This is a genomic window from Pseudomonas fluorescens group sp. PF-69, from assembly GCF_054481235.1.
Genome location: NZ_JBTMNC010000001.1, coordinates 5869450 through 5892875, shown reverse-complemented (window position 1 = coordinate 5892875; position 23426 = coordinate 5869450). Strand labels below are relative to the sequence as shown.

General features: G+C 61.3%; 25 protein-coding genes. 7 read left to right on the top strand and 18 right to left on the bottom strand.

Annotated elements, in window-relative coordinates:
* Positions 1-144 precede the first annotated feature (144 nt).
* From ACX3YF_RS27465 to ACX3YF_RS27445, 5 genes are all read left to right on the top strand, one after another.
* Positions 145-762: a cytochrome b/b6 domain-containing protein gene (locus ACX3YF_RS27465; RefSeq protein WP_288099355.1), complete on the top strand. Its 618-nt coding sequence runs from the start codon at positions 145-147 to the stop codon at positions 760-762.
* Complete coding sequence (locus ACX3YF_RS27460; protein WP_130211454.1) at positions 759-1544, top strand: molybdopterin-dependent oxidoreductase; 786 nt, start codon at positions 759-761, stop codon at positions 1542-1544. The genes ACX3YF_RS27465 and ACX3YF_RS27460 overlap by 4 nt, the downstream gene beginning before the upstream one ends.
* 53 nt (positions 1545-1597) lie before the next feature.
* Positions 1598-1879 carry a pentapeptide MXKDX repeat protein gene (locus ACX3YF_RS27455; RefSeq protein ID WP_448646370.1) on the top strand — a complete coding sequence of 94 codons (282 nt, stop codon included), beginning with the start codon at positions 1598-1600 and terminating at the stop codon, positions 1877-1879.
* A gap of 293 nt (positions 1880-2172) precedes the next feature.
* Positions 2173-2583 carry a response regulator gene (locus ACX3YF_RS27450; protein WP_448646371.1) on the top strand — a complete coding sequence of 137 codons (411 nt, stop codon included), beginning with the start codon at positions 2173-2175 and terminating at the stop codon, positions 2581-2583.
* 53 nt (positions 2584-2636) lie between these two features.
* Complete coding sequence (locus tag ACX3YF_RS27445) at positions 2637-3302, top strand: HAD-IA family hydrolase (RefSeq protein WP_196585096.1); 666 nt, start codon at positions 2637-2639, stop codon at positions 3300-3302.
* A gap of 133 nt (positions 3303-3435) precedes the next feature.
* On the opposite strand, the gene ACX3YF_RS27440 is transcribed toward ACX3YF_RS27445, so the two are convergent.
* The 6 genes from ACX3YF_RS27440 to ACX3YF_RS27415 form a co-directional block, all read right to left on the bottom strand.
* Positions 3436-3888, bottom strand: a complete 453-nt coding sequence (locus ACX3YF_RS27440) for a hypothetical protein (RefSeq protein WP_130211450.1) — start codon at positions 3886-3888, stop codon at positions 3436-3438.
* Positions 3889-4032: 144 nt separating this feature from the next.
* Entirely contained in the window at positions 4033-5394 is a 1362-nt protein-coding gene (locus ACX3YF_RS27435; protein WP_448646372.1) for a purine-cytosine permease family protein, read from the bottom strand.
* A gap of 5 nt (positions 5395-5399) precedes the next feature.
* On the bottom strand, positions 5400-6077 hold the full coding sequence (locus ACX3YF_RS27430) for a cysteine hydrolase family protein (protein WP_458945509.1): 678 nt from the start codon (positions 6075-6077) through the stop codon (positions 5400-5402).
* 133 nt (positions 6078-6210) lie between these two features.
* Complete coding sequence (locus ACX3YF_RS27425) at positions 6211-6363, bottom strand: hypothetical protein (RefSeq protein ID WP_167361809.1); 153 nt, start codon at positions 6361-6363, stop codon at positions 6211-6213.
* A gap of 130 nt (positions 6364-6493) precedes the next feature.
* Complete coding sequence (locus ACX3YF_RS27420; RefSeq protein WP_130211446.1) at positions 6494-7537, bottom strand: LLM class flavin-dependent oxidoreductase; 1044 nt, start codon at positions 7535-7537, stop codon at positions 6494-6496.
* An 842-nt stretch (positions 7538-8379) separates the two neighbouring features.
* Complete coding sequence (locus ACX3YF_RS27415) at positions 8380-8865, bottom strand: flavin reductase family protein (protein WP_448646374.1); 486 nt, start codon at positions 8863-8865, stop codon at positions 8380-8382.
* 323 nt (positions 8866-9188) lie between these two features.
* Between ACX3YF_RS27415 and ACX3YF_RS27410 the strand changes: the two genes are divergently transcribed.
* Positions 9189-10595, top strand: a complete 1407-nt coding sequence (locus ACX3YF_RS27410; protein WP_458974645.1) for a purine-cytosine permease family protein — start codon at positions 9189-9191, stop codon at positions 10593-10595.
* Between the two features lie 717 nt (positions 10596-11312).
* On the opposite strand, the gene ACX3YF_RS27405 is transcribed toward ACX3YF_RS27410, so the two are convergent.
* The 5 genes from ACX3YF_RS27405 to ribBA all read right to left on the bottom strand — a co-directional run bounded on the left by ACX3YF_RS27405 (position 11313) and on the right by ribBA (position 16650).
* Positions 11313-12467, bottom strand: a complete 1155-nt coding sequence (locus ACX3YF_RS27405) for an ABC transporter ATP-binding protein (protein ID WP_130210449.1) — start codon at positions 12465-12467, stop codon at positions 11313-11315.
* Between the two features lie 17 nt (positions 12468-12484).
* The gene (locus ACX3YF_RS27400; RefSeq protein ID WP_047527863.1) at positions 12485-13294 is read right to left on the bottom strand and encodes an ABC transporter permease; all 810 of its coding nucleotides are present in this window, start codon (positions 13292-13294) and stop codon (positions 12485-12487) included.
* 6 nt (positions 13295-13300) lie between these two features.
* Entirely contained in the window at positions 13301-14233 is a 933-nt protein-coding gene (locus ACX3YF_RS27395) for an ABC transporter permease (RefSeq protein WP_047527865.1), read from the bottom strand.
* Entirely contained in the window at positions 14230-15255 is a 1026-nt protein-coding gene (locus ACX3YF_RS27390) for an ABC transporter substrate-binding protein (protein ID WP_103404891.1), read from the bottom strand. The genes ACX3YF_RS27395 and ACX3YF_RS27390 overlap by 4 nt, the downstream gene beginning before the upstream one ends.
* A 285-nt stretch (positions 15256-15540) precedes the next feature.
* Positions 15541-16650, bottom strand: coding sequence for a bifunctional 3,4-dihydroxy-2-butanone-4-phosphate synthase/GTP cyclohydrolase II (gene ribBA, locus ACX3YF_RS27385; RefSeq protein WP_130210451.1), 1110 nt, complete (start codon positions 16648-16650; stop codon positions 15541-15543).
* Between the two features lie 71 nt (positions 16651-16721).
* Between ribBA and ACX3YF_RS27380 the strand changes: the two genes are divergently transcribed.
* Positions 16722-17018: a DUF1330 domain-containing protein gene (locus tag ACX3YF_RS27380; RefSeq protein WP_458974644.1), complete on the top strand. Its 297-nt coding sequence runs from the start codon at positions 16722-16724 to the stop codon at positions 17016-17018.
* A 159-nt stretch (positions 17019-17177) separates the two neighbouring features.
* Here the strand turns inward: ACX3YF_RS27380 and ACX3YF_RS27375 are convergent, their stop codons facing one another.
* The 7 genes from ACX3YF_RS27375 to ACX3YF_RS27345 form a co-directional block, all read right to left on the bottom strand.
* On the bottom strand, positions 17178-17741 hold the full coding sequence (locus tag ACX3YF_RS27375) for an NUDIX hydrolase (RefSeq protein WP_090319567.1): 564 nt from the start codon (positions 17739-17741) through the stop codon (positions 17178-17180).
* Between the two features lie 2 nt (positions 17742-17743).
* Positions 17744-18496, bottom strand: coding sequence for a GntR family transcriptional regulator (locus ACX3YF_RS27370; protein WP_020800935.1), 753 nt, complete (start codon positions 18494-18496; stop codon positions 17744-17746).
* Positions 18497-18584: 88 nt separating this feature from the next.
* Entirely contained in the window at positions 18585-18974 is a 390-nt protein-coding gene (locus ACX3YF_RS27365) for a carboxymuconolactone decarboxylase family protein (protein ID WP_130210457.1), read from the bottom strand.
* A 37-nt stretch (positions 18975-19011) separates the two neighbouring features.
* Complete coding sequence (locus tag ACX3YF_RS27360; RefSeq protein ID WP_130210459.1) at positions 19012-20463, bottom strand: NAD-dependent succinate-semialdehyde dehydrogenase; 1452 nt, start codon at positions 20461-20463, stop codon at positions 19012-19014.
* 136 nt (positions 20464-20599) lie between these two features.
* Positions 20600-21085, bottom strand: a complete 486-nt coding sequence (locus ACX3YF_RS27355; RefSeq protein WP_130210461.1) for a flavin reductase family protein — start codon at positions 21083-21085, stop codon at positions 20600-20602.
* A gap of 12 nt (positions 21086-21097) precedes the next feature.
* On the bottom strand, positions 21098-22579 hold the full coding sequence (locus tag ACX3YF_RS27350) for an aldehyde dehydrogenase (RefSeq protein WP_458974643.1): 1482 nt from the start codon (positions 22577-22579) through the stop codon (positions 21098-21100).
* Complete coding sequence (locus ACX3YF_RS27345; RefSeq protein ID WP_130210465.1) at positions 22576-23409, bottom strand: alpha/beta fold hydrolase; 834 nt, start codon at positions 23407-23409, stop codon at positions 22576-22578. Before ACX3YF_RS27345 ends, ACX3YF_RS27350 begins: the two co-directional genes overlap by 4 nt.
* Positions 23410-23426 lie beyond the last annotated feature (17 nt).

Below are 23426 nucleotides of genomic sequence, written 5' to 3'. Positions count from 1 at the left end.
CATAGTTGCGGCCCGTCCGGATCACCCATCCCCTGTAGGATCGGGTGGGCAGTTATCACGATTTATTTAACTTTACGTGAGGATTTGGCGACCTTGTGCCTCCCATACTCGGCCCCAACGAACAACAACAGCCGGGAGCCCGTCATGTCGCCGCTACCTGCCTCACCCAGAGCCAGCCATCCACGATGGCTAAGGCTGACCCACTGGCTCAACGCCCTGGCGGTGCTGGTCATGGTCACCAGCGGTTGGCGCATCTACAACGCCTCGCCGATCTTCGATTTCAGCTTTCCCAAGTCGATCACCCTCGGCGGCTGGCTCGGTGGTGCGCTGCAATGGCACTTCGCGGCCATGTGGTTCCTGGCGATCAACGGTCTTGTCTATCTGGCGTTCAACCTGTTCAGCGGGCGCCTGAAACGACGGTTTTTCCCGGTCTCGCCCAAAGGCGTGATGCATGACCTGTGGGCCGCGTTGCGGGGCAAACTCGGTCACGCCGACCTCAGCCATTACAACCAGGTGCAGCGCGTGGCCTACCTGTTCGTAATGGTCGACATCACGCTGCTGGTGCTCTCCGGGCTGGTGCTGTGGAAGTCCGTGCAGTTCCCGCTGTTGCGTGAACTGTTGTGGGGCTACGAAGGCGCACGACGTGTGCACTTCTTCGCCATGGCGCTGTTGGTCGCGTTCGTGGCGGTGCATCTGGTGATGGTCGCACTGGTGCCAAAAACGCTGGTGGCCATGATCGTTGGCCGTAAGGAGCACGTATGAAAAAGCGCATTCAAGGATCGGGACTGGATGAGTCGTCCATCCTGACCGACGCCCGGAAAATCCTCGCCCCGCAGATCGAAGACCGCTCGCGCCGTTCGTTCCTGCTGCGCGGCCTGACCCTCGGTGGCGTGGCCATGTTGTCCGGCTGCAACCTCACCGACAACGAAAGCGTCGACACCGCGTTGTCGTCGATGTCGCGCTTCAACGATCGGGTGCAGGGCTGGCTGTTCAACCCCAACGCCATGGCGCCGACCTATCCGGAATCGATGATCACCCGACCGTTTCCTTTCAACGCCTTCTACGGCATCGACGAGGCACCGACGGTGGACGAGGAGAGTTATCGCCTGGAAGTGACTGGCCTGGTCGCCGACAAGCGCAGCTGGCGCCTCGAAGAGCTGCGTGCGATGGCGCAGACCGACCAGATCACCCGGCACATATGCGTCGAAGGCTGGAGCGCGATCGGCCGCTGGGGGGGTGTGCGTTTCAGCGATTTCCTCAAGCGCGTGGGCGCCGACACCGATGCCAAATACGTCGGCTTCAAATGCGCCGACGACTACTACACCAGCATCGACATGGCCACGGCGCTGCATGCGCAAACCCTGCTGACGCTGACCTACGACGGCGCGGTGTTGCCACGCGAGTACGGCTTCCCGATGAAGCTGCGCATGCCCACCAAGCTCGGCTACAAGAACCCGAAACACATCCAGGCGATTTTCGTCAGCAACACCTACAGCGGTGGCTACTGGGAAGACCAGGGCTACAACTGGTTCGGTGGCAGCTGACGGGCGCCCGGCCTTTTCCTTTGTACACACCCCACGCATCAAGGAGTTTCATCATGAAGAAGCTGACCACCGTTGTTCTGTCCATGTGCCTGGCCGTCGGCGCCGCCAGCGTGTTTGCCGCCGATACGATGAGCAATGACAGCATGAGCAAAGACTCGATGTCCAAGGACGCCATGTCCAAGGATGCGATGAAAAAAGACGCGATGACCAAGGATTCGATGTCCAAGGACGCCATGTCCAAGGACACGATGAAAAAAGATGCCATGTCCAAAGATGCGATGAAGAAAGACGCCATGTCCAAGGACGCGATGAAAAAGGACGCCATGTCCCAGTAAGCCCGTACAGCTGTAATCCCTGTAGGAGCGAGCCAGCTCGCGATGGACGTCAACGAAAACGCGGGGAGTCTGATACCCCGCGGTGTTCTCAAGTCCATCGTCGGAACGCCGCCCGGAGCCTGCTCGCTCCTACAGGTTTATCACCCTATGACTTGAAGTCATGCCCATGTCATTGCCTGGTTTTCCCCTTTGCTTGTATCAAAAATGAATTTCCGCCCACTCCGCTGCTCCTACCTGTAGGCAGCGGCGTTGAGCCCGCGAATTCATTGAAGCAATCAGGGAGCGGCACGGTCATGAGTCAAGTACCGACGGCGGGCGCACACCTTCCCGGCGGGTTGATCCTGGTGGTTGAGGATGACCCGCTGATTCTGGAGTTTCTCTGTGAAATCCTGCAGGACGAAGGTTTTGTGGTGCAGCCGCAGACCAGTGCGGACGCTGCAGCGCAGTATCTGGAGCAGCATGCGCAGGAGGTGCGGATGCTGCTGACCGACATCACCATGCCGGGCAAGCTCAATGGTGCGGACCTGGCCAACCTGTTCGGTGATCGCTGGCCGGACAAGCCGATCATGATCATGTCCGGCTATGAAACCCCCGAAAGTTCAGGCGTGCGGCATGCGGTTTCGTTCATCAAGAAACCCTGGGCCCTCGGGCAGTTGCTCGACTGCGTACAAAACGCATTGCAGGCTGATCCTCCGCCGCATTGATCCTGTACATTGGCCGTCACACCCGCCAGATCCATTAGACAGGAAGGTCCGCCTTGTCCGCTCAAACCTCCGTTTTCCATAACCCGTACCGCGCCTTCCTGTTCGATATGGACGGCACCGTACTGACGTCCATTGCGGCCGCCGAGCGCGTCTGGGCGACCTGGGCCATGCGTCACGGCGTCGATGTCGAGACCTTCCTGCCGACCATCCACGGTGCCCGTGCCATCGACACGATCAGCCGTCTGGCGTTACCCGGCGTCGATGCCGAAGCCGAAGCGGCATGGATCACCCAGGCGGAACTCGAGGATGTCGACGGGGTGGCTGAGGTGGTGGGTGCGGCGGGGTTTCTCAAGTCATTGCCGGCCCATCGATGGGCCATCGTCACCTCGGCCCCCAGAGCGTTGGCGTTGCGCCGCATGGCCGCCGCCGGGATTCCCGAGCCGCAGGTGATGGTCACGGCCGAAGACGTCAGCGCCGGCAAACCTGATCCGGCCGGTTATCGATTGGCGGCCCGGCGACTGGGTGTCGAGATCACCGAGTGCCTGGTGTTCGAAGACGCCACCGTTGGCATTCTCGCGGCCGAAGCGGCGGGAGCGGATTTGCTGATCGTCACGGCCACCCATGATCAGCCGATTCAGACGGCGCACGCGACCCTGGCCGGTTATGACCGGATTGTGGCCAGACTGAACGACGACCTGATCCAGCTGCAGCTTTTGTGAGTGATAGCGCCTTCCAATGAAGAAAGGCCCGCCAGCAGGTTCTGCTGAAGGGCCGCCAGGTGAGCGTTCAGGGGAGCGTTCGCGCCGCTGCCGGCGTCGCCTCGCCAGTCGGGTTGCGGGTGCAGGCCTTGAGCTACTTCTGCGCAACGCCTTGCTTGATGTCGCCACAGAAAATATCGACATTGCCGTCGGTCGCCGCAGTACGCACGACAATGGAATACTCACCGGCCAGCAGCACGGACAATTCGACGGGGGCGCTTCGGCTGAACGCCCAGCCGCGTACGGCCTGGCGTTCGGTATTGACCTTGTCGTTCATGGCGTAGGCGACGGGCCCGGGTTTTGCGCAACTGCCCTTGTTGATGAACGAATAGAGGCGCAAGGGCAACACCGCTCCGGTTGGAACACCACTGATGAAGAAGCTGAGGCCGGTCTGTTTGCCCCAGTCGGACAAGGCGACATTGCCGATCTGACCAGTGTTTTGCCGGGTGGCAACCAACGTAACGGACACGCTCTGGTTTGATGAAGTGGCGCAGCCGAACAGACTGGTCATGACCATGAGCGCGGCAAGTGAGTTTCTGAATTTCATTGCCAACCTCCTGCACAGAAGAACCGCAATGGGTGATTAAGGGGTATAGCTCATTAATCGCTGTCCGGGACTGCAATGCAGTCCACTCAAGGTCGAACACTGACTTGTGGCGAGGAAGCAAGCTCCCTCGCCGCAGATTAATGATTACGACGCTTGCTTCAGTACCGGCGCGCGCTTGCCCAGTTTCATCAGCCAGAAGTAGCTCAAGGCCGGCACCAGCAACCCCACCAGCCAGGCCAGGTCGACGCCGTCGAGCGCCGTGGCGACCGGGCCGACGTAGAGCGTGGTGTTCATGAACGGAATCTCCAACGCAATCGCCAGCACAAAACTGCCGCAGGCGATCCCGTTGACCCGGCCATAGATCCCGTTCACGTCGAAAATGTCATCGATCCGGTACTGACCTTTGCGCAGGCAGTAGTAGTCCACCAGATTGATCGCCGTCCACGGGATCAGGAAGTAGCTCATGAAGAAAATGAAGTTGAGGAAAAAGGTGATGAAGTCGTCCTGACTGATGGTGCACAGGGCCGTGGCCACCAGGCTGATCACCAGCATGAACAGGCCGCGCACCCGGGGTGTCACTTTCAGGCGGGCGAAGGGTTCGATCACGGTGATGGTCGACATGAAGGCGCCATACAGGTTGAAGACGTTGATCGACACCTGGCCATAGACGATGAAGGCGAACAGCAGCAGGGCGCCGCTGCCGAACAGGCCAGCGACATGGCCGCCGACGTTGCTGGAGAAGTCGCCGATGCCGACGCTCAGGATCGCCCCGAGAATCATCATCCACGCACCGCCACTGACCGTGCCGGCGTAGCTGTACCAGAACACCTTGGCGGTCGGCGTTTGGCTGGGCAGGTAGCGCGAATAGTCGGCGACATAAGGCGCATAGGACAGTTGCCAGGTGACGGCAATGCTCACGGCCACCAAAAATTTCGACAGCGAGAACCCGGTCGGCAGCCATTGCTCGGGCGGAATCGACAGTTGCAGGGCGAACAGCGTGGCGACGACGAACACCAGCAGCGAAAGGATCGACAACAGCTTCTGCAAGCGGTGAATCAAGCGATAGCCGTAGAGCGCGACGACGAAGCACAAGGCGCCGATCAGGTAGATGTTGCCGTTGGCGGGCAACGGGCTGACCGACTCCAGCGCCTGGGCGGCGAGCAGGGTGTTGCTGACGAAGAATCCGAGGTAGATCAGCATCACGAACAGCAGCGGCAACACCGCCCCGAGCACGCCGAACTGGGCCCGGCTCTGGATCATCTGCGGGATGCCCAGTTTCGGTCCCTGGGCGGAGTGGGAGGCCATGAATATCGCCCCGATCAGCGAACCGATGATGATCGCCAGGGCGCTCCAGAACAGGTTGAGCCCCATCACCACCGGCAGTACGCCGGAGGCGATGGTGGTGATGTTCATGTTGGCGCCGAACCAGATGAAAAACAGCGAACCCGGCCGGCCATGACGTTCGGCTTCGGGGATGAAATCGATGCTTCTTTTTTCAACTTGCATGGCGATCACTCCTGAGTCCGGACGAGGTGGGTTTGCAGGCGGGCGATGGTGTTTTGCAGTTCGTGGGGCTGGTGGGCGAACAGGTCCGGGTGTTCGGGACTCAGGCTCACGTAGTCACGGTTTTCCAGGGCGCGGCGGCATTCGCCGGTGGTGAGGATTTCCAGGGAGTAGACCCAGTTGGCCATGATCAACAGCGCCGAATAGTGCCCGGCCTGGGTGGTCGTGGTGCACGCATCGCTGACCAGGCGAATGTGGTAGCCGAGGGCAAAGGCATCGAACACTGTGGTCAACACGCAGACATCGGTCAGTACGCCGCCGATGATCAGCGTGTCGACGTCCAGTGCCTTGAGCCGGGCATCGAGGTCGGTACGGTGGAAAGCGCTGTAGCGGCCTTTATCGACGACGGCTTCATCGGGCTGCGGGGCAAGGCTTTGGATGATCTCCACTTGCCGCGTGCCGGCGCGATAGCCGCTCGGGCCGCCATCGGCGGCGCGGGGTTCGCCCGGTGGCAGATCACTGCCGTCGGCCTGGTTGATATGGCGGGTATAGATAACGGGGACCCGCTGCTGGCGGGCGCTTTCGAGCAGTGTGGCGGTGTTGGCCAGCACCGAATCGAAGTGTTCGAGGACGAAACCGTCCTCCTGTTGCAGGTCGATGATCAACAGTGCGTTTTTATTGTTTATGGAGCAAACCTGATCATGGGCCGGACACTGTTGCGTCCAGCCAGCCCGATAAACATCGGGCCGAAGCACAATGCACCGCAAACGCGAGGCTATCGCCTGACGCCGAGGTACGTGGATTCCTGTTCGGGAGTGCTCAGTGAACTATTTGCCAGAAGCCGTTCTGCTTGGCCGAAACACTGGCGCGCAGACGCTTGAAATGCAGGTGCGAAGCGGTCCATTCACCGCGCAAGTAAGCCCGCGCGGCGCCGGAGGGAAGGGCGAGTGATTGGAGACGACCATTGAACATGGGAATCAACCCTGTAGGAGCGAGCCTGCTCGCGAGAAACTTAAAGGCACCGCGTTGATTCAGAATGCACGCGTTATCGCTGACATCCATCGCGAGCAAGCTCGCTCCTACATAAAGCAACTCAGAGGACTCAGCGGAACGCCGGGACCACGTGTTTGATAAACAGCTCCAGGGACTTCTTCTTCTCGGCGTGCGGCAAGCTGTTGTCGCACCAGAAGCTGAACTCGTCGACGCCCAGTTCCTGATAGTACTTGATGCGCGGAATGATCTCTTCCGGGGTACCGATCATGGCGGTCTTGTGCAGGCTGTCCAGTTCGAACTCCGGACGGCCGGCGAATTTCTCTTCCGGGCTTGGCGCCAGGAAGCCGTTGACCGGGGTTTCCTTGTTGCCGAACCAGGCATCGAAGGTGCGATAGAACTTGGCGATCGCCTTGGCCCCGACCTTCCAGCCTTCGGGATCATCGACTGCGTGAACATGGGTGTGACGCAGCACCATCAGTTGCGGGCGCGGCACGTCCGGGTTGTTGTCCAGTGCGGTCTGGAACTTGTTCTTCAGGTCCAGTACTTCTTCGTCGCCTTTCATCAGCGGCGTCACCATGACGTTGCAGCCATTGGCCACGGCGAAATTGTGCGAGTCCGGGTCACGGGCGGCGATCCACATCGGCGGGTTCGGTTTCTGAACCGGCTTGGGCACGCTGGTGGAGGTCGGGAATTTCCAGATGTCGCCGTCATGGGCGTAGTCGCCTTGCCACAGCGCGCGGACCACCGGAACCATTTCCCGCAGTGCCTGGCCGCCGCTTGAGGCTGGCATGCCGCCGGCCATGCGGTCGAATTCAACCTGGTAAGCGCCACGGGCCAGGCCCACTTCCATGCGCCCGTTGCTGATCACGTCCAGCAACGCACATTCGCCGGCGACCCGGATGGGGTGCCAGAACGGCGCGATGATGGTGCCGGCGCCGAGGTGGATGGTGGTGGTCTTGGCAGCCAGGTAGGCCAGCAGCGGCATCGGGCTCGGCGAGATGGTGTATTCCATGGCGTGGTGTTCACCGATCCAGACGGTGCTGAAACCACCGGCCTCGGCCATCAGGGTCAGCTCGGTCAAATCTTCGAACAGCTGGCGATGGCTGATGCTTTCGTCCCAACGTTCCATGTGTACGAACAGGGAAAATTTCATGACGCTTACCTCGGATCTTTTGTTGTCGGCCTGTCGACTGCGGGCCTGTTGCCTGGAATGAGCGCAGGGCTCCCCGGTGTTCTCGCCAGTGTAAAGCGCGTTCCTGAGTACGGCTGTTCGGCTGATTGATTATTGGTATACCATAATACGGAATATCCGCAAAATATTTCTCTCAGGCGGTCACATACCAAGAGTCACTCGGCTTATGCCTATCTGTCCCTGGGCACACAGGAGGGCGGTTATGTATTCCGGCGCGGACAACACGGGCATTCAGACAGCCGGCGTTTTCGTTGACGCCCATCGGGGGCCCGCTCCCACAAGGATTTGCGTGGACCCCAAAACTGTAGGAGCGAGCCTGCTCGCGAAAAACGCACGGACAACACGGGCAATCAGACAGCCGGCGTTACCGTTGACGTCCATCGCGGGCAGGCCCGCTCCCACAAGGATTTGCGTGGAACCCAAGACTGTAGGAGCGAGCCTGCTCGCGAAAAAGCGCGCGGGCAACACGGGCATTCAGCCGGTCGGCGTTATCGTTGACGCCCATCGCGGGCAAGCCCGCTCCCACAGGGATTTGCGTGGAACCCAAACCTGTAGGAGCGAGCCTGCTCGCGAAAAACGCGCGGACAACACGGGCAATCAGACAGCCGGCGTTATCGTTGACGTCCATCGCGGGCAGGCCCGCTCCCACAAGGATTTGCGTGGAACCCAAGACTGTAGGAGCGAGCCTGCTCGCGAAAAACGTGCAGGCAACACGGGTATTCAGACGGTCGGCGTTATCGTTGACGTCCATCGCGGGCAAGCCCGCTCCCACATGAATTGTGCGATAGCAGAATTGTTTGAAGTCAGGCGAGAACGGGCAGGGCGCCCATCTTGCCGTGGCAATACACCAGGGGGCCGGTATTCTGCCGGGGCACGATCAGGTTCTTCACGGCGCCGACCATGATCGCGTGGTCGCCCCCTTCATATTCGCGCCACAGTTCGCATTCGATGACCGCCGTGGCGTTGGCCAGGATCGGATTGCCCAGCTCGCTCAATGTCCACTCGATGCCTTGTGCCTTGTCTTTGCCCTTGCGTGCGAAGGCATAGGCTTCGCTCTGCTGCCCGCCGGAAAGCACATGAATGGCAAAGCGTTTGTTCTTGATCAGAACCGGGTAGGAGTCGGAGCTGTAGTTGGGGCAGAACAGCACCAGGGCCGGGTCCATGGACAGCGAGCTGAACGCACTGGCCGTCAGGCCGACGATTTGCCCGTCGTCATCGAGCGTGGTGATCACGGTTACGCCGGACGGGAACGAGCCCATGACTTGTTTGTAGATGGCGGCATCGATCATTGGACTGTCCTCGGGTGTGGTGCGTGGTTTTTATGAGTTTGTAGGTCTGATGGTATACCGTAATACATCGTTTGCAAGGGCTTTTTCTACTGACCGATAAACGTACACCTCTGGTCTTGAGGGCAATAAATACAGGGCTTTCAGCCAGGCTGAGGGCGGGGTTTTGCGGCAGGATTGCAGATCAGATGGGCTTGCAAAGACCGAATCAGCCTTGTGAAAAGTTTGGAATACCATAATATGGTGTTCATCTGAGGGGCGGCCAGAGAGTCCCCCCGGTTTGGCTTCATACAAAGATAAGAACAGACAAACTCGAGTTCATGCATATGTCCCAGATGTCCCGGCAAGACCCGTTGATCGAGAATCACACGGTCGACTACGTTCCACTCGCAGAGCGCCACGGGAAGGCCCGCGATCTTTTCACCCTATGGTTCAGCACCAACATTGCACCACTGCCCATCGTCACCGGTGCCATGGTGGTTCAAGTGTTCCATCTCAATTTGTTCTGGGGGCTGCTGGCGATTGCATTGGGGCACATGGTCGGTGGACTGGTGATTGCCCTGGCGTCGGCCCAGGGCCCGCGCATGGGCATCCCGCAAATGGTCCAGAGCCGGGGTCAGTTCGGCCGCTATGGCGCGCTGCTGATCGTGTTCTTTGCTGCCCTGATCTACGTCGGTTTCTTCATTTCCAACATCGTGTTGGCCGGCAAGTCGATCGTCGGCATCGTGGCTTCGGTCCCGGTGCCCGCCAGCATCCTGATCGGCGCCCTCAGCGCTACCGCCATCGGGGTGATCGGTTACCGCTTCATCCATACCCTCAACCGCATCGGCACCTGGGTGATGGGCAGCGCGCTGCTCGCCGGTTTCCTCTACATCTTCGCCCATGACTTGCCGGTGGACTTCTTCACCCGTGGCGGTTTCAACCTGTCCGGCTGGTTGGCCACCGTGTCCCTGGGAATCATCTGGCAGATCAGCTTTTCGCCTTATGTGTCGGACTACTCGCGCTACCTGCCGGCGGATATCGGCATCACGCGTCCGTTCTTCGCCACCTACCTGGGCGCGACCCTGGGCACGATCCTCTCGTTCACTTTCGGCGCGGTGGCGGTCCTGGCAACCCCGGAAGGCACTGAAGCGATGGCTGCGGTCAAGCAATCCACCGGTTGGCTGGGGCCGATCCTGATGGTGCTGTTCCTGCTCAACATCATCAGTCACAACGCCTTGAATCTGTACGGTGCGGTGCTGTCGATCATCACCTCGATCCAGACGTTTGCCAGTCAGTGGACGCCGAGCATCAAGGTGCGCGTGGTGTTGTCGAGCGTGGTACTGACCGGCTGCTGTGTGGTGGCGCTGGGCGCTTCGGCGGACTTCATCTCGCAGTTCATCGGGCTGATTCTGGCGCTGCTGTTGGTACTGGTGCCGTGGGCATCGATCAACCTGATCGATTTCTATGTGATCAAGCGTGGGTGCTACGACATTGCCTCGATCTTCCGTGCGGATGGCGGGATCTATGGACGGTTCAATCTGCATGCGATCGTGGCGTATTTCATCGGGATCATTGTGCAATTGCCGTTCGCCAATACGTCGCTGTACGTCGGGCCTTATGCCAATCTGGTTGAGGGCGCGGATCTGTCGTGGCTGGTGGGGTTGGTGGTGACGTGTCCGCTGTATTACTGCCTGGCGACCCGTGGGCAGGCCCGGTTGAGCGGGGTGGCGCGGTTTGGTTTTACTGACTGATTGTTGATTGGCGATGTTTGTCTGGAATGCCCGGCTTTTTGCCGGGCATTTTTGTTTTTGGCTGTGTGCATATCCGTTGCTGCGGTAATGGTCGCTGGCGGTTTCGCTCTTACAGCGAGTCCCTTTTTCAAACGCAGTAAAGGAACCAAAAGGCTTTGCCCCGCCACTGCGCAATGCCTGCGTTCGGCCATCGTGGTTTAGCGGTACCCCACGATCAAAAGCAAGCGAGGCGGCCTGACAGCCGACCTGACTTTTACGGCTGTACCTGATCTCCAGTGGGAGCGAGCCTGCTCGCGATGGATGTTAACGATAACGCGTGCTGTCTGGATGATCGCGTTGTCTGGACGTTTATCGCGAGCAGGCTCGCTCCTACAATGGAATCGGGGACAAGCCTGCAATCAGGTCGGCTGTCAGGCCGCCTCGCTTTTGCTTTTGATTTTCTTGCCCCATCGAGAGGCCGAGTGGAGGCCCACGGAGCTGGACTGGAGAGAGGGCATGCCGAGCCACAGCGAGGCACCGAACGCCAGGGGCAAGAGCCCTTGGTTACTTGGGGCTTTTCCAAGTGACTCGCTGTAAGAGCGAAACCATAAGTGGCCGTCATCGAAACAACGGATATGTCCCCAATCAAAAAGCAAAAAAAAGGCCACCACAACCCGACGTTGCGGTGACCCGAGGGTGACAAATATCTACCGCTCCACTGGCATGGAGCTCAAAAAATCAATGGGCCCCAGCCGCCTTGTTCAAATCGCTCTCAGCCCACTCCGTATAAACGCAAGCATCCGCCGTCGCCCAGCGCACACGCACCGGATCCCCCGCCTTCATGGGCATGCCGGCGGCAGACAGCGCCTTGACCGTCATCGACGTGCCGCCCGAGGTCACCACGCTGCAGGTCTGGCTCTCGCCCAGGAACAGCACTTCCACGACCTTGGCCGAGACTTCATTCCAGCCGGCGGCCAGTGGCTCTTGGGCCGCTTGCTCAACACTCAAGGCTAACGCCTTTTCCGGACGCACCATCAGCAGTACATCCTGGTTGGTTTGCAGCCCGGCGGTCAGGCGGATCGACAGTGACTGCCCTTCAAACGAAGCCGCCGCATTGCCCTGGGCCTTGAGCTTGAGGAAGTTCGAGTTGCCGAGGAACGAGGCGACGAAGGCATTCGGCGGGTTCTGGTACAGGTCGTAGCCGCTGCCCAGGCCAACGATCTTGCCGTGGCTGAAGATCGCGATGCGCTGGGACAAACGCATGGCTTCTTCCTGGTCGTGGGTCACGTAGACGATGGTGATGCCCAGGCGCCGATGCAGCTGGCGCAGTTCATCCTGCAAGTCCTCGCGCAGTTTTTTGTCCAGTGCGCCGAGCGGTTCGTCCATCAGCAGGATGCGTGGCTCATAGACCAGTGCCCGTGCGATGGCGACCCGTTGCTGCTGGCCGCCGGACAGTTGCGAAGGCCGGCGGTGGGCGAATTGCTCCAGCTGTACCAGCTTGAGCATCGCATCGACCCGGCGTTCACGTTCGGCCGCGGCCAGTTTGCGAATCGTCAGCGGGAAGGCGATGTTGTCGCGCACCGACAGATGCGGGAACAGCGAATAGCGCTGGAACACCATGCCGATGTCGCGCTTGTGCGGTGGCACGTTGACCAGCGACTGGCCATTGACCAGGATCTCGCCGCTGCTTGGGGTTTCGAAGCCGGCGAGCATCGACAGGGTGGTGCTTTTGCCGGAGCCGCTGGAGCCGAGGAAGGTCAGGAACTCACCGTCCTTGATGTCCAGCGAGATGTTGTCCACGGCGGCGAAGTCGCCGTAGTACTTGTTCAGGTTGCGCAGGCTGACCAGCGGCTGGTCGTTTTGCTGGGCGCTATCTTTGATCACTGCACTCATGTCGTTCTCCTGCGCGCTCAGGCGCTGATTTCGTTGCGCCGGCGCAGTGCGGCGGCGATCACCATGACCAATACCGAGAGGCCGATCAGCAGCGTCGAAGCGACGGCGATCACGGGCGTCAGGTCCTGGCGCAGGGTGGTCCACATTTTCACGGGGAGGGTTTGCAGGGTCGGGCTGGCCATCATCACGCTCAACACCACTTCATCCCACGAGACGAGGAAGGCGAAGAGGGCGCCGGCCACCATGCCGGGACGAATCGCCGGGAAGGTCACCTTGAACACCGCTTGCAGGCGCGAGGCACCGCAGATCACCGCGGCATCCTCGATCGACTGGTCGAACAGCTTCAGCGAGTTGATGATCGAGATGATGGTGAACGGCAACGCGACGATCACATGGCTGACCACGAACGCGAACATCGTCCCGGTATAGCCCAGTTTCAGGAACAGCGCGTACACCGCCACGGCGATGATCACCAGCGGCACGATCATCGGCAGGGTGAACAGGCCGTAGAGCATTTCACGGCCAGGGAAGCGGCCGCGCACCAGGGCGAACGCCGTCGGCAAACCCAGGGCCACGGCGAAGAACGTGGTCAGCACCGCGACCTTGAGGCTGGCCATGGCCGCGTTCATCCAGTCGGCGTTGGAGAAGAACTGGACGTACCATTTCAGCGTCCAGCCCGGTGGCGGGAACACCAGCCATTGCGACGATCCGAACGACAGCAGCACGATGAACACGATCGGCAGCAACAGGAACAGACCGATCAGCCCGGTGGTGGCGTACAGGCCGAAGCGCATCCGGCGGCTCATGGCATTGGGGGTCAGGAGCATGACGGCTTACCTCGCGTTACTGGCGCCAACCGGGGATTCCGGCTGAAGCTTCAGGTAGAAGTAGAACAGCACCAGCGTAATGACGATCAGCAACGCGGCGCCGGCGCTCGCCAGGCCCCAGTTGAGGAACGACTGCACCTGCTGAATGATGAACTCGGGCAGCATCATGTTCTGCGCACCGCCCAGCAGGGCCGGGGTGACGTAGTAACCCAGCGACATCACGAACACCATCAGGCCCCCGGAGAACAGGCCCGGCCGGCACAGCGGCAGGAACACCCGGAAGAAGTTGGTCCATGGGCTGGCACCGCAGATCGAACCGGCCTGCAGGATCATCGGGTCGATGGCCTGCATGGTCGCCTGCAGCGGCAGCACGATGAACGGGATCATGATGTAGCTCATGCCGATCACCACGCCGGTCAGGTTGTGCACCATTTCCAGCGGCTGATCGATGATGCCCATGGCCATCAGCGCCTTGTTGATCACCCCGGAGGCTTGCAGCAGCACCAGCCAGGAGTAGGTGCGGGCGAGGAGGCTGGTCCACATCGACAGCAGCACGATGTTGAGGATCCAGCGACCCCAGCCGCGCGGCACCAGGGTGATCGCCCAGGCCAGCGGGAAGCCCAGCAGCAGGCTGAACAGCGTGACCAGGCCGGCCACCGAGAAGGTGTTGAGCAACACCCGGGCGTACGCCGAGTTGGCGAACAACTGTTCGTAATTGCCCAGGCCCGGCACCGGTTCAAGCACGCCACGCAACAGCAGGCCAATCAACGGCGCGAGAAAGAACAGGCCAAGGAACAACAGCGCGGGGATCAGGTTGCTTGCACCACGCCAGCGCTGCGCCAGGGTCGGGGATTGCGTCATCGCAGCGGCCTTGCCGGCAGCGCCGGAGGCGCTCCCGACGGGCGTGGATGGACGGGACGCGGTTACCGTCATTTTCATTTGACCAGCCATTCGTTCCACCGTGTCGCGATGGCCGGACCGTTCTTGGCCCAGTACGCGAAATCAAGAGTGATCTGATCCTTGACGTAGGCGGTCGGCAGATTAGGGGCGAGCACCGAGTCCAGGCGCGCCACGCTGTCGACGTTGACCGGGGCGTAGGCGGTCAGGTTGGAGAAGTCGGCCTGGCCCTTGGCACTGCTGGCGTTGGCCAGGAACTTCATCGCCGCGTCCTTGTTCTTCGAACCTTTTGGAATGACCAGGATGTCGGCCATGACCAGGTTCTGCTTCCAGCTTACGCCCACCGGGGCGCCGTCTTCCTGCAAGGCGTGGATCCGGCCGTTCCAGAACTGACCCATGCTCGCTTCTCCGGAGGCCAGCAACTGTTGCGACTGCGCGCCACCGCCCCACCAGACGATGTCTTTCTTGATGGTGTCGAGTTTCTTGAAGGCGCGGTCCAGGTCCAGCGGGTAGAGCTTGTCGGCGGGCACGCCATCGGCCAGCAGTGCCAGTTCCAGAACGCCTGGGCTTGGCCATTTGTAGAGGGCGCGTTTGCCGGGGTAGGTCTTGGTGTCGAACAGCGCGGACCAGTCCTGGGGTTTGGCGGCGCCGAGCTTGCCTTCGTTGTAGCCGAGGACGAAGGAGAAGAAGAACGACCCGACACCGTGATCGGAGACGAACCGCGGGTCGATCTTGGTGCGATCGATGACTTTGAAATCGAGGGGTTCGAGCAAGCCTTCAGAGGCGGCGCGCAAGGCGAAGTCAGCTTCGACATCGACCACGTCCCATTGCACGTTGCCGCTTTCGACCATGGCTTTGAGCTTGCCGTAGTCGGTCGGGCCATCCTGGACCACCGTGATGCCGCTGGCCTTGCTGAACGGGTCGGCCCAGGCCTGCTTCTGCGCGTCCTGGGTGCTGCCGCCCCAGCTGACGAAGTTGACGCTTTCAGCCGCCATTGCCACGTGACTGGCCGTGGCCAGCAAACCCGCGAACAGTACTGCGGTTGCACGTTTGTTCAACACCATTTTCACGCCCTCATTTGTTGTGTTTTTGAGCGGGCTTTGTATTGCCCGCCTATCGGGAGCAGTAGGTCCATCTGGCCTCTAAAGGCGACCGTGCCAAGGGCTGTTATTGGTGCTTTCCCTGTCGGGCGCACTTGGCCAAATCGTTCGGTCTATGGAATATCATATTATGGTATTCCAAACTTTGTGCAAGCATTTTGCCTTACCGGCTATCCGCCGAATCAGTTTTTTTGGAAAACTTCGGTGCCTCTGATCCGCACAATCCCACCGCGGCAAATTCCGCTCGGGTCACTGGGTAAACGCAATACTCTCCACCACCTCCAGGTCGTACCCGGTCAAACCGGCGTATTTCAACGGCGGCCCGAGATGCCGCAGCTTGCCCACGCCAAGGTTCTGCAAGATCTGCGCCCCGGTGCCGACTTCCGAATAGATCCGCGACTGCGAACGGCTGAACTGCCGTGGCGGTTGGGTCAATTGCGGTACGCGCTCGAGCAACGCTTGCGAGGATTCGTGATTGGCTAACACCACGACCACGCCACATCCTTCTTCAGCCACTCGCTGCAACGCCGCCCACAACGTCCAGTTGGACGGCCCGCTGTACTCGGCACCGACCAGGTCGCGCAACGGGTCGATCACATGCACGCGCACCAGCGTCGGTTGTTCGCGACGCACGTCACCCATGACCATTGCCATGTGCACACCGCCTTCGATGCGATCCTCAAAGGTGATCAGACGGAAGGTGCCATGCACCGTGGGCAGTTCGCGCTCGCCGATGCGTACGACCGTGTGCTCGGTACTTAAACGATAGTGGATCAAATCGGCGATGGTGCCGATCTTGATCCCGTGTTTGCGCGCGAACACTTCCAGATCCGGGCGACGGGCCATGGTGCCGTCGTCGTTCATGACTTCGACGATCACCGAGGCAGGGGTGAAGCCGGCCAGGCGCGCCAGGTCGCAACCGGCCTCGGTATGCCCGGCGCGGGTCAGGACGCCGCCTTCCCGGGCGCGCAACGGGAAGATGTGACCCGGTTGCACGATATCGGCGGCACTCGCGCCGTGGGCGACGGCGGCGGCTACGGTACGCGCCCGATCGGCGGCAGAGATGCCGGTGGTCACGCCGACGGCGGCTTCGATCGACACGGTGAACGCCGTGCTGAACACGCTGCCATTGCTCGGCACCATCTGTTCCAGGCCAAGGCGCTGGCAGTGCTCGTCGGTCAGGGTCAGGCAGATCAGCCCACGTGCTTCGCGGGCCATGAAGCTGATGGCCTCGGCGCTGCAACGGTCGGCGGCGAGCAACAGGTCGCCTTCGTTTTCCCGGTCTTCGTCGTCAACCAGGAGCACCATCTTGCCTTGGCGGTAGTCTTCGATGATTTCTTCGATGCTGTTGAAGGCCATGTAAGGATTCTCGGTGTTTGGTGGGAATATATTGTGGTATACCATAATACAAAATAACCGGAGAGATCACTATGACGGCGTACTGGATTGCTCACGTGGATATCACCGACCCCGATCAATACAGCCACTACACCCAGCGGGCGCCCAAGGCGTTTGCCGAGTACGGCGGACGGATATTGGCGCGCGGTGGGCGTAGCGAGGCGATGGAAGGGCGGCCGACACCGCAACGCAGTGTGGTGATCGAGTTTGATTCCTATGACCAGGCGATGGCCTGTTACCGGTCGGATCTTTATCAGGAGGCCAGGGGGCACCGCGAGGGTGCGGCTCGGGCCGAGGTGATTATTGTCGAGGGGGTGGTGCCGGTTTGAGGAGTGGATGGATACTCTTCAGGTGTCCCCGGATCGACTGTAGGAGCGAGCCTGCTCGCGATGGACTTGAGAACACCGCGGGGTGCCAGACTCCCCCGCGTCATCGTTGACGTCCATCGTCGGAACGCCGCCCGGAGCAGGCTCGCTCCTGCAAGGGCGCTAGCGGATGAAGTGAATCTTGCCGGTATCGTCGTTGCCGATGTAGATGCCGTAGACCCCAGCCTGCCGCTCTTCGATATAGCGCTCGAGAATCTGCCGGATTGCCGGGTAATAGATGCTGTCCCAGGGAATGTCCTCGGGCGCGAAGAATTTATAGTCGAGGGTTTCCGGCCCGTACTGGCCGGTGATTTCCAGGGCGATGGCGCGGAAGATGATGTACACCTCGCTGATCTTCGGCACGCTGAAGATCGAGTACGGCGAGAGGATTTCCGCGCGTACGCCGCTTTCTTCCCAGACCTCGCGCAATGCCGCCTGTTCGGTGGTTTCGCCGGCTTCCATGAAGCCCGCCGGTAGCGTCCAGGTGCCCGGACGCGGCGGGATTGCGCGTTGGCACAGCAAATACTTGCCGTCCTGCTCGATGATGCAGCCGGCGATGATTTTCGGGTTGACGTAGTGGATGTAGCCGCAGCCGCGGCACATCAGGCGCTCGTGCGTATCGCCCGGCGGCAGCTGTTGACCCAGGTCAGGGCTGCCACACTTCGGACAAAAGCTCGGGCTGAACATGATCAACGACCTATACGGGGTTCTTTGAGGGCGATGGGCTGGGTGATCTCGGGGATCGCCCCGGTCTCTTCCTGCTTGCGCTTGAGATAGTCTAGGGCCACGGTGGCGGCGGCGCGGACGTGGTCGACGCAGGCCTGGTGAGCGGCCAGCGGATCACCGCTCTTGATCGCCTCGACCATGCGTTCCATTTCCTGGTTACTGGCGCCACGACGGTTTTCCTGGGACACCGAGGTCGCACGCAAGTAGCTGATGCGTGCCTGCAACTGGCGCAACTGGGTGGCCGCGACATGGTTGCCGGAGCCTTCGAGCAACACGTCGTAGAAGCCTTGCACGGAGTCGATGACCTGTTGCAGTTCACCTTCCTTCAAGGCCTGGCGGTTTTCTTCCAGGGCTTTTTCCAGGGCCTTGATATCCTTGGCCTTGGCACGCAGGGTGAACAGCTGGACGATCAGGCCTTCGAGCACGCAACGCAGCTCATAGATATCGACCGCGTCGGCCAAGGTGATGATCGCCACGCGTGGGCCCTTGGCGTCGGCGAATTCCACCAGGCCTTCGGATTCCAGGTGGCGCAGGGCTTCGCGCACGGAGGTACGGCTGACGCCCAGGCGATCGCACAGATCGCGTTCGACCAGACGGTCTCCCGGCAGAAGCTGGAAGTTCATGATGGCGCTTCGCAATTTATCCAGCACGATTTCGCGCAGGGTAACGGGGTTGCGATTGACCTTGAAGCTGTCGTCGAGTGGCAGGCGTTTCATGGGGTCCGCTCTGATTGTGGCTGTCCATGCAAAAAAAGCACTTCGATTGCAGCAATCTCCGTGCTCGTCAGATCAAACAGCCAAGGGGTTAACTGGAGGCCTCGGCATCGGCTTCGGCGAAGGCTTCTCGGGCGAGCCGGAAACTGTCGACGGCGGCGGGAACACCACAATATATGCCGACCTGAAGCAGAATTTCGCGTATTTGCTCACGACTCAAGCCGTTACGCAAGGCGCCGCGCACATGCAGCTTGAGTTCGTGAGGCCGGTTGAGCGCCGAGATCATCGCCAGGTTGATCATGCTGCGCTCCTTGAGGGACAGACCCTCGCGCCCCCAGACGTGACCCCAGCAGTATTCGGTGACCATTTCCTGCAGGGGGCGGGTAAAGTCGTCGGCGTTCTCGATGGAGCGATTGACATAGGCTTCGCCCAGCACCTGGGTGCGGATCTGCAAGCCTTTCTCGTACTTCTCGTTGTTCATAGCGATGATCTCCGTGGACCAATAGCCCTGTATGGAATCAGAGCCCGCCCATCAGGGTGTATTTAAGTTCAAGGTAGTCCTCGATGCCGTACCTGGAGCCTTCACGGCCCAGACCCGAGGATTTGATCCCGCCAAACGGCGCGACTTCGGTGGAGATCAGCCCTTCGTTGATCCCGACCATGCCGTACTCCAGCGCTTCGCTCATGCGCCAGGCACGACCCAGGTCGCGGGTGTAGCAGTAGGCGGCCAGGCCGAATTCGGTGTCGTTGGCCATGTGCACGGCCTCGGCTTCGCTGTCGAAGCGGAACACCGCCGCCAGCGGGCCGAAGGTTTCTTCCCGGGCGACTTTCATCTGCGTGGTGACGCCGGCCAGCACGGTCGGCTGGAAGAAGCCGTTGCCCAGCGCATGGCGTTCGCCGCCGCACAGCAGGCGGGCGCCCTGGGCCAGTGCGTCCTGTACGTGGTCTTCCACCTTGGCCACGGCGCGTTCGTTGATCAACGGACCTTGAGTGATGCCCGACTCGAAACCGCTGCCGACCTTGAGCTGCGATACGCGCTCGGCCAGCCGCGCGACAAAGGCGTCGTGAATGCCGTCCTGCACCAGGAAGCGGTTGACGCAGACGCAGGTCTGTCCGGCGTTGCGGAACTTGGCAATCAGCGCGCCTTCCACGGCACGCTCCAGGTCGGCATCGTCGAAGACGATGAACGGCGCGTTGCCGCCCAGTTCCAGCGACACCTTTTTTAGCGTCGGCGCGCACTGCGCCATGAGCAATTTGCCAATCGCCGTGGAGCCGGTGAACGACAGTTTGCGCACCAGGGGACTGGCGGTCAGTTCGCCACCGATGGCAATGGCGTCGCCGGTGATCACGTTGAAGATGCCAGCAGGAATGCCGGCCTGTTCAGCCAGCGCGGCCATGGCCAGGGCCGAGAACGGCGTTTCCGGCGCCGGCTTGACGATGCACGGGCAGCCAGCGGCCAGTGCCGGGCCGGCCTTGCGGGTGATCATTGCCGCCGGGAAGTTCCACGGCGTAATGGCCGCGACCACGCCAATCGGCTCTTTGCTGACGACGATGCGTGCATCGCCCTTGTGGCTGGGAATGGTGTCGCCGTAGATGCGCTTGGCCTCTTCGGCGAACCACTCGATGAAGCTGGCGGCGTAGAGGATTTCACCCTTGGCTTCAGCCAATGGCTTGCCTTGTTCGAGGGTGAGGATTTCGGCCAGGGCGTCGGCGTTTTCCAGCATCAGGGCGTGCCAGCGCTTGAGCGTGTTGCTGCGCTCCTTGGCGGTCAGTGCACGCCAGGCCGGCCAGGCGTTGTTGGCGGCTTCGATGGCCAGGCGCGCATGCTCGGCACCGAGGTTCGGCACCCGACCGATGAGTTCACCGGTGGCCGGGTTGAAGATGTCCTGTTGCGCGCCGTCGGGTGCATCCAGCCATTGGCCGTTGATGTACGCCTGCTGGCGGAACAGTGATGAGGCTGCTGGGCTCATGCCGGCTCCTGAGTAAAAGGTGGGATGCCTGTGGGAGCGAGCCTGCTCGCGAAAGCGGCATATCAGTCGACATGGATGGTGAATGTCAGACCGCATCGCGAGCAGGCTCGCTCCCACATGGAATTGTGTGAATGCGTCAGCCCAGCGCGGGCAGGGGACCCAGCTTGCCTTTGTGGTAGACCATCGGCGTCACCGGTTGCTCGGGCAGAATCAGGTTCTTCACCGCGCCGACGATGATGGCGTGATCGCCGCCGTCGTATTCGCGCCACAGTTCGCACTCGATGATCGCCGTGGCCTTGGCCAGCAACGGGTTGCCGAGTTCGCTCAGGTGCCAGTCGATGCCTTTGGCCTTGTCCTTGCCCTTGCCGGCGAAGGCATAGGCTTCGGCGGTCTGGTCGGCGGACAGCAGGTGAATCGCGAATTGCTTGCTGTCGCGCAGCACCGGGTAGGTGTCCGAGGCATAGTTAGGGCAGAACAGCACCAGCGCCGGATCGATCGACAGCGCACTGAATGCGCTGGCGGTAATGCCGACGATGCCGCCATCCGGGTCCAGGGTGGTGACCACCGTGACGCCGGACGGAAACGAACTCATGACGTCTTTGTAAATGCCGGGTTCGATCATTTCTCTGGACTCCTAGCGCATCACGAACGGGTCAGGCATTGGCGCCTGGGAAAGGTTGATCCACACCGTTTTCAGCTCGGTGTAGGCCAGCACCGAATCGATGCCGCTTTCGCGTCCATAGCCACTGTTCTTGAACCCGCCGATCGGCGCCATGGCCGAAACCGCGCGGTAGGTGTTGACCCAGATGATCCCCGAACGCACGTCACGGGCCAGACGATGGGCGCGGCCCAAATCGCGGGTCCAGATGCCGGCGGCGAGGCCGAACTGCGAGTCGTTGGCAATCGCCAGGGCTTCGGTTTCGTCCTTGAAACGAATGACCGAGGCCACCGGGCCAAAGACTTCTTCCTGCATGATTTTCATCGAGTTGCGGTCGCATTCGAACAAGGTCGGCTCATAGAACCAGCCCTCGCCGAGATGCTGCGGACGCTTGCCGCCCAGGCGCAGGCGCGCGCCTTCGGCAATGGCATCGGCAACCAGGCCTTCAACCACCGCCAGTTGCTGCGCAGTGGCCATCGGGCCCATTTCGCTGCTGTCTTCCTGCGGGTTGCCGATGCGGATGCGCTGGGCGCGCTCCACCAGGCGACCGACGAATTCGTCGTAGATTTCGTCCTGCACCAGCAGGCGCGAACCCGATACGCAGCTCTGCCCGGAGGCGGCATAGATCCCGGCGATGGCGCCGTTGATCGCGCTGTCGAGGTCGGCGTCGGCGAAAATGATGTTCGGTGATTTGCCGCCCAGTTCCAGGGACAGCTTGGCGAAGTTTTCGGCGCTGCTGCGCACCACATGCCGGGCCGTGGCCGCACCGCCGGTGAAGGCGATTTTGCGGATCAGCGGATGGCGGGTGAGGGCGGCGCCGGTGCTTGGGCCATAGCCGGTGACGACGTTGACCACGCCCGGCGGAATCCCGGCTTCCAGCGCCAGGCGCGCCAGCTCCAGAATGGTCGCCGAGGCGTGTTCGGACGGCTTGATCACGATGGTGTTGCCCGCCGCCAGGGCCGGGGCGAGTTTGATCGCGGTCAGGTACAGCGGGCTGTTCCACGGAATGATCGCGGCGACCACGCCCATGGCTTCATGCACGGTGTAGGCAAACAGGTCCGGCTTGTCCAGCGGCAGGGTGCCGCCTTCGAGCTTGTCGGCCAGGCCTGCGGTGTAGTGGAAGAACTCCGGCAGATAGCCGACCTGACCGCGGGTTTCGCGGATCAGCTTGCCGTTGTCGCGGCTTTCCAGCTGCGCCAGTTGTTCCTTGTTTTCGGCGATCAAGTCGCCCAGGCGCCGCAGCAGTTTGCCGCGGGCGGTGGCGGTCAGGCCACGCCAGGCCGGGCTGTCGAAAGCGCTCTGCGCGGCCTGCACGGCGCGCTCGACGTCGGCTTCGTCGGCATCGGGCAGTTCGGCCCAGGGTTCGGCCAGGGCCGGGTTCAGGCTTTCGAAGGTCTTGCCGGACAGGGCATCGACCCATTCACCGCCGATGCACATCTGGAAGCGTGCGAGTGTCATGCAACGATCCCCTTGATTTGGTTTGGTCGGGAGTGCGCTTTATCGAGAAACTCCAGCAACAGCTGGTTGACCAGGCGCGGCGATTCTACGGGCATCATATGCCGCTGTTCGGCGAGTACGGCAACTGCCGCGCCGGGAATGCGCTCGGCCAGTTGCCGGGCCATTTCCGGCGTCGAGCCAGGGTCCAGTTCACCGGTGGCGATCAGGGTCGGCACCTGGATGCCGGGCAGGTCCTCGGCGCGGTACATGTCCTGGGTTGCAAACAGCTCATAGGTGGTCAGGTAGCCCTGGGGGTCATTGCCTGCCAGCGTCTGGCGGATCGCGGCGATCTGCGCCGGATTGGCCGCCTGGTATTCGCGGCTGAACCAGCGCGACAACGCCGCTTCGGCGTTGGCGTCCGGTCCATGCTCGGCCGCCTGGCTGGTGCGGGCGATCACACCGGCGCGCTGTTCGGCGCTGCGGTTGAACACGCTGTTGAGCACCACCAGACTTTGCAAGCGTTGCGGGTAATGCAGGGCGAAGGCCCGCGCCACCAGCCCGCCCATGGAAAAACCGATCACCGCCGCCTTGGGCAATTGCAGGTGATCGAGCAGCTCCAGCAACTGGTCGGCATAGCCGAGCAGGGGCGTGCCGCTTTCCGGGCGCGGGCTGGCGCCATGACCGAGCATGTCGTAGGCGATGACCCGGTACTGGGTGGCCAGGCCAACGATCTGGCCGCCCCACATTTCTTTGTTCAGGCCCACGCCGTGGATCAAGACCACGGGCTGGCCTTGGCCGGTCGCCAGGTAACTGGTGCCAGCCGGGGTGAGTTCAGCGGTGAGCCGAATCATGGAGCGCTCCTGCAAAC

What these genes read in the sequence shown, in the direction of transcription:
- ACX3YF_RS27455 (WP_448646370.1), top strand. Translation starts at nt 1,598, where the DNA reads ATGAAGAAGCTGACCACCGTTGTTCTGTCCATGTGCCTGGCCGTCGGC.
- ACX3YF_RS27410 (WP_458974645.1), top strand. Translation starts at nt 9,189, where the DNA reads ATGTCCCAGATGTCCCGGCAAGACCCGTTGATCGAGAATCACACGGTC.
- ACX3YF_RS27400 (WP_047527863.1), bottom strand. Translation starts at nt 13,294, where the DNA reads ATGCTCCTGACCCCCAATGCCATGAGCCGCCGGATGCGCTTCGGCCTG.
- ACX3YF_RS27365 (WP_130210457.1), bottom strand. Translation starts at nt 18,974, where the DNA reads ATGAACAACGAGAAGTACGAGAAAGGCTTGCAGATCCGCACCCAGGTG.
- ACX3YF_RS27450 (WP_448646371.1), top strand. Translation starts at nt 2,173, where the DNA reads ATGAGTCAAGTACCGACGGCGGGCGCACACCTTCCCGGCGGGTTGATC.
- ribBA (WP_130210451.1), bottom strand. Translation starts at nt 16,650, where the DNA reads ATGGCCTTCAACAGCATCGAAGAAATCATCGAAGACTACCGCCAAGGC.
- ACX3YF_RS27425 (WP_167361809.1), bottom strand. Translation starts at nt 6,363, where the DNA reads ATGTTCAATGGTCGTCTCCAATCACTCGCCCTTCCCTCCGGCGCCGCG.
- ACX3YF_RS27370 (WP_020800935.1), bottom strand. Translation starts at nt 18,496, where the DNA reads ATGAAACGCCTGCCACTCGACGACAGCTTCAAGGTCAATCGCAACCCC.
- ACX3YF_RS27460 (WP_130211454.1), top strand. Translation starts at nt 759, where the DNA reads ATGAAAAAGCGCATTCAAGGATCGGGACTGGATGAGTCGTCCATCCTG.
- ACX3YF_RS27360 (WP_130210459.1), bottom strand. Translation starts at nt 20,463, where the DNA reads ATGAGCCCAGCAGCCTCATCACTGTTCCGCCAGCAGGCGTACATCAAC.
- ACX3YF_RS27375 (WP_090319567.1), bottom strand. Translation starts at nt 17,741, where the DNA reads ATGTTCAGCCCGAGCTTTTGTCCGAAGTGTGGCAGCCCTGACCTGGGT.
- ACX3YF_RS27420 (WP_130211446.1), bottom strand. Translation starts at nt 7,537, where the DNA reads ATGAAATTTTCCCTGTTCGTACACATGGAACGTTGGGACGAAAGCATC.
- ACX3YF_RS27390 (WP_103404891.1), bottom strand. Translation starts at nt 15,255, where the DNA reads ATGGTGTTGAACAAACGTGCAACCGCAGTACTGTTCGCGGGTTTGCTG.
- ACX3YF_RS27405 (WP_130210449.1), bottom strand. Translation starts at nt 12,467, where the DNA reads ATGAGTGCAGTGATCAAAGATAGCGCCCAGCAAAACGACCAGCCGCTG.
- ACX3YF_RS27415 (WP_448646374.1), bottom strand. Translation starts at nt 8,865, where the DNA reads ATGATCGATGCCGCCATCTACAAACAAGTCATGGGCTCGTTCCCGTCC.
- ACX3YF_RS27395 (WP_047527865.1), bottom strand. Translation starts at nt 14,233, where the DNA reads ATGAAAATGACGGTAACCGCGTCCCGTCCATCCACGCCCGTCGGGAGC.
- ACX3YF_RS27465 (WP_288099355.1), top strand. Translation starts at nt 145, where the DNA reads ATGTCGCCGCTACCTGCCTCACCCAGAGCCAGCCATCCACGATGGCTA.
- ACX3YF_RS27440 (WP_130211450.1), bottom strand. Translation starts at nt 3,888, where the DNA reads ATGAAATTCAGAAACTCACTTGCCGCGCTCATGGTCATGACCAGTCTG.
- ACX3YF_RS27355 (WP_130210461.1), bottom strand. Translation starts at nt 21,085, where the DNA reads ATGATCGAACCCGGCATTTACAAAGACGTCATGAGTTCGTTTCCGTCC.
- ACX3YF_RS27435 (WP_448646372.1), bottom strand. Translation starts at nt 5,394, where the DNA reads ATGCAAGTTGAAAAAAGAAGCATCGATTTCATCCCCGAAGCCGAACGT.
- ACX3YF_RS27350 (WP_458974643.1), bottom strand. Translation starts at nt 22,579, where the DNA reads ATGACACTCGCACGCTTCCAGATGTGCATCGGCGGTGAATGGGTCGAT.
- ACX3YF_RS27380 (WP_458974644.1), top strand. Translation starts at nt 16,722, where the DNA reads ATGACGGCGTACTGGATTGCTCACGTGGATATCACCGACCCCGATCAA.
- ACX3YF_RS27345 (WP_130210465.1), bottom strand. Translation starts at nt 23,409, where the DNA reads ATGATTCGGCTCACCGCTGAACTCACCCCGGCTGGCACCAGTTACCTG.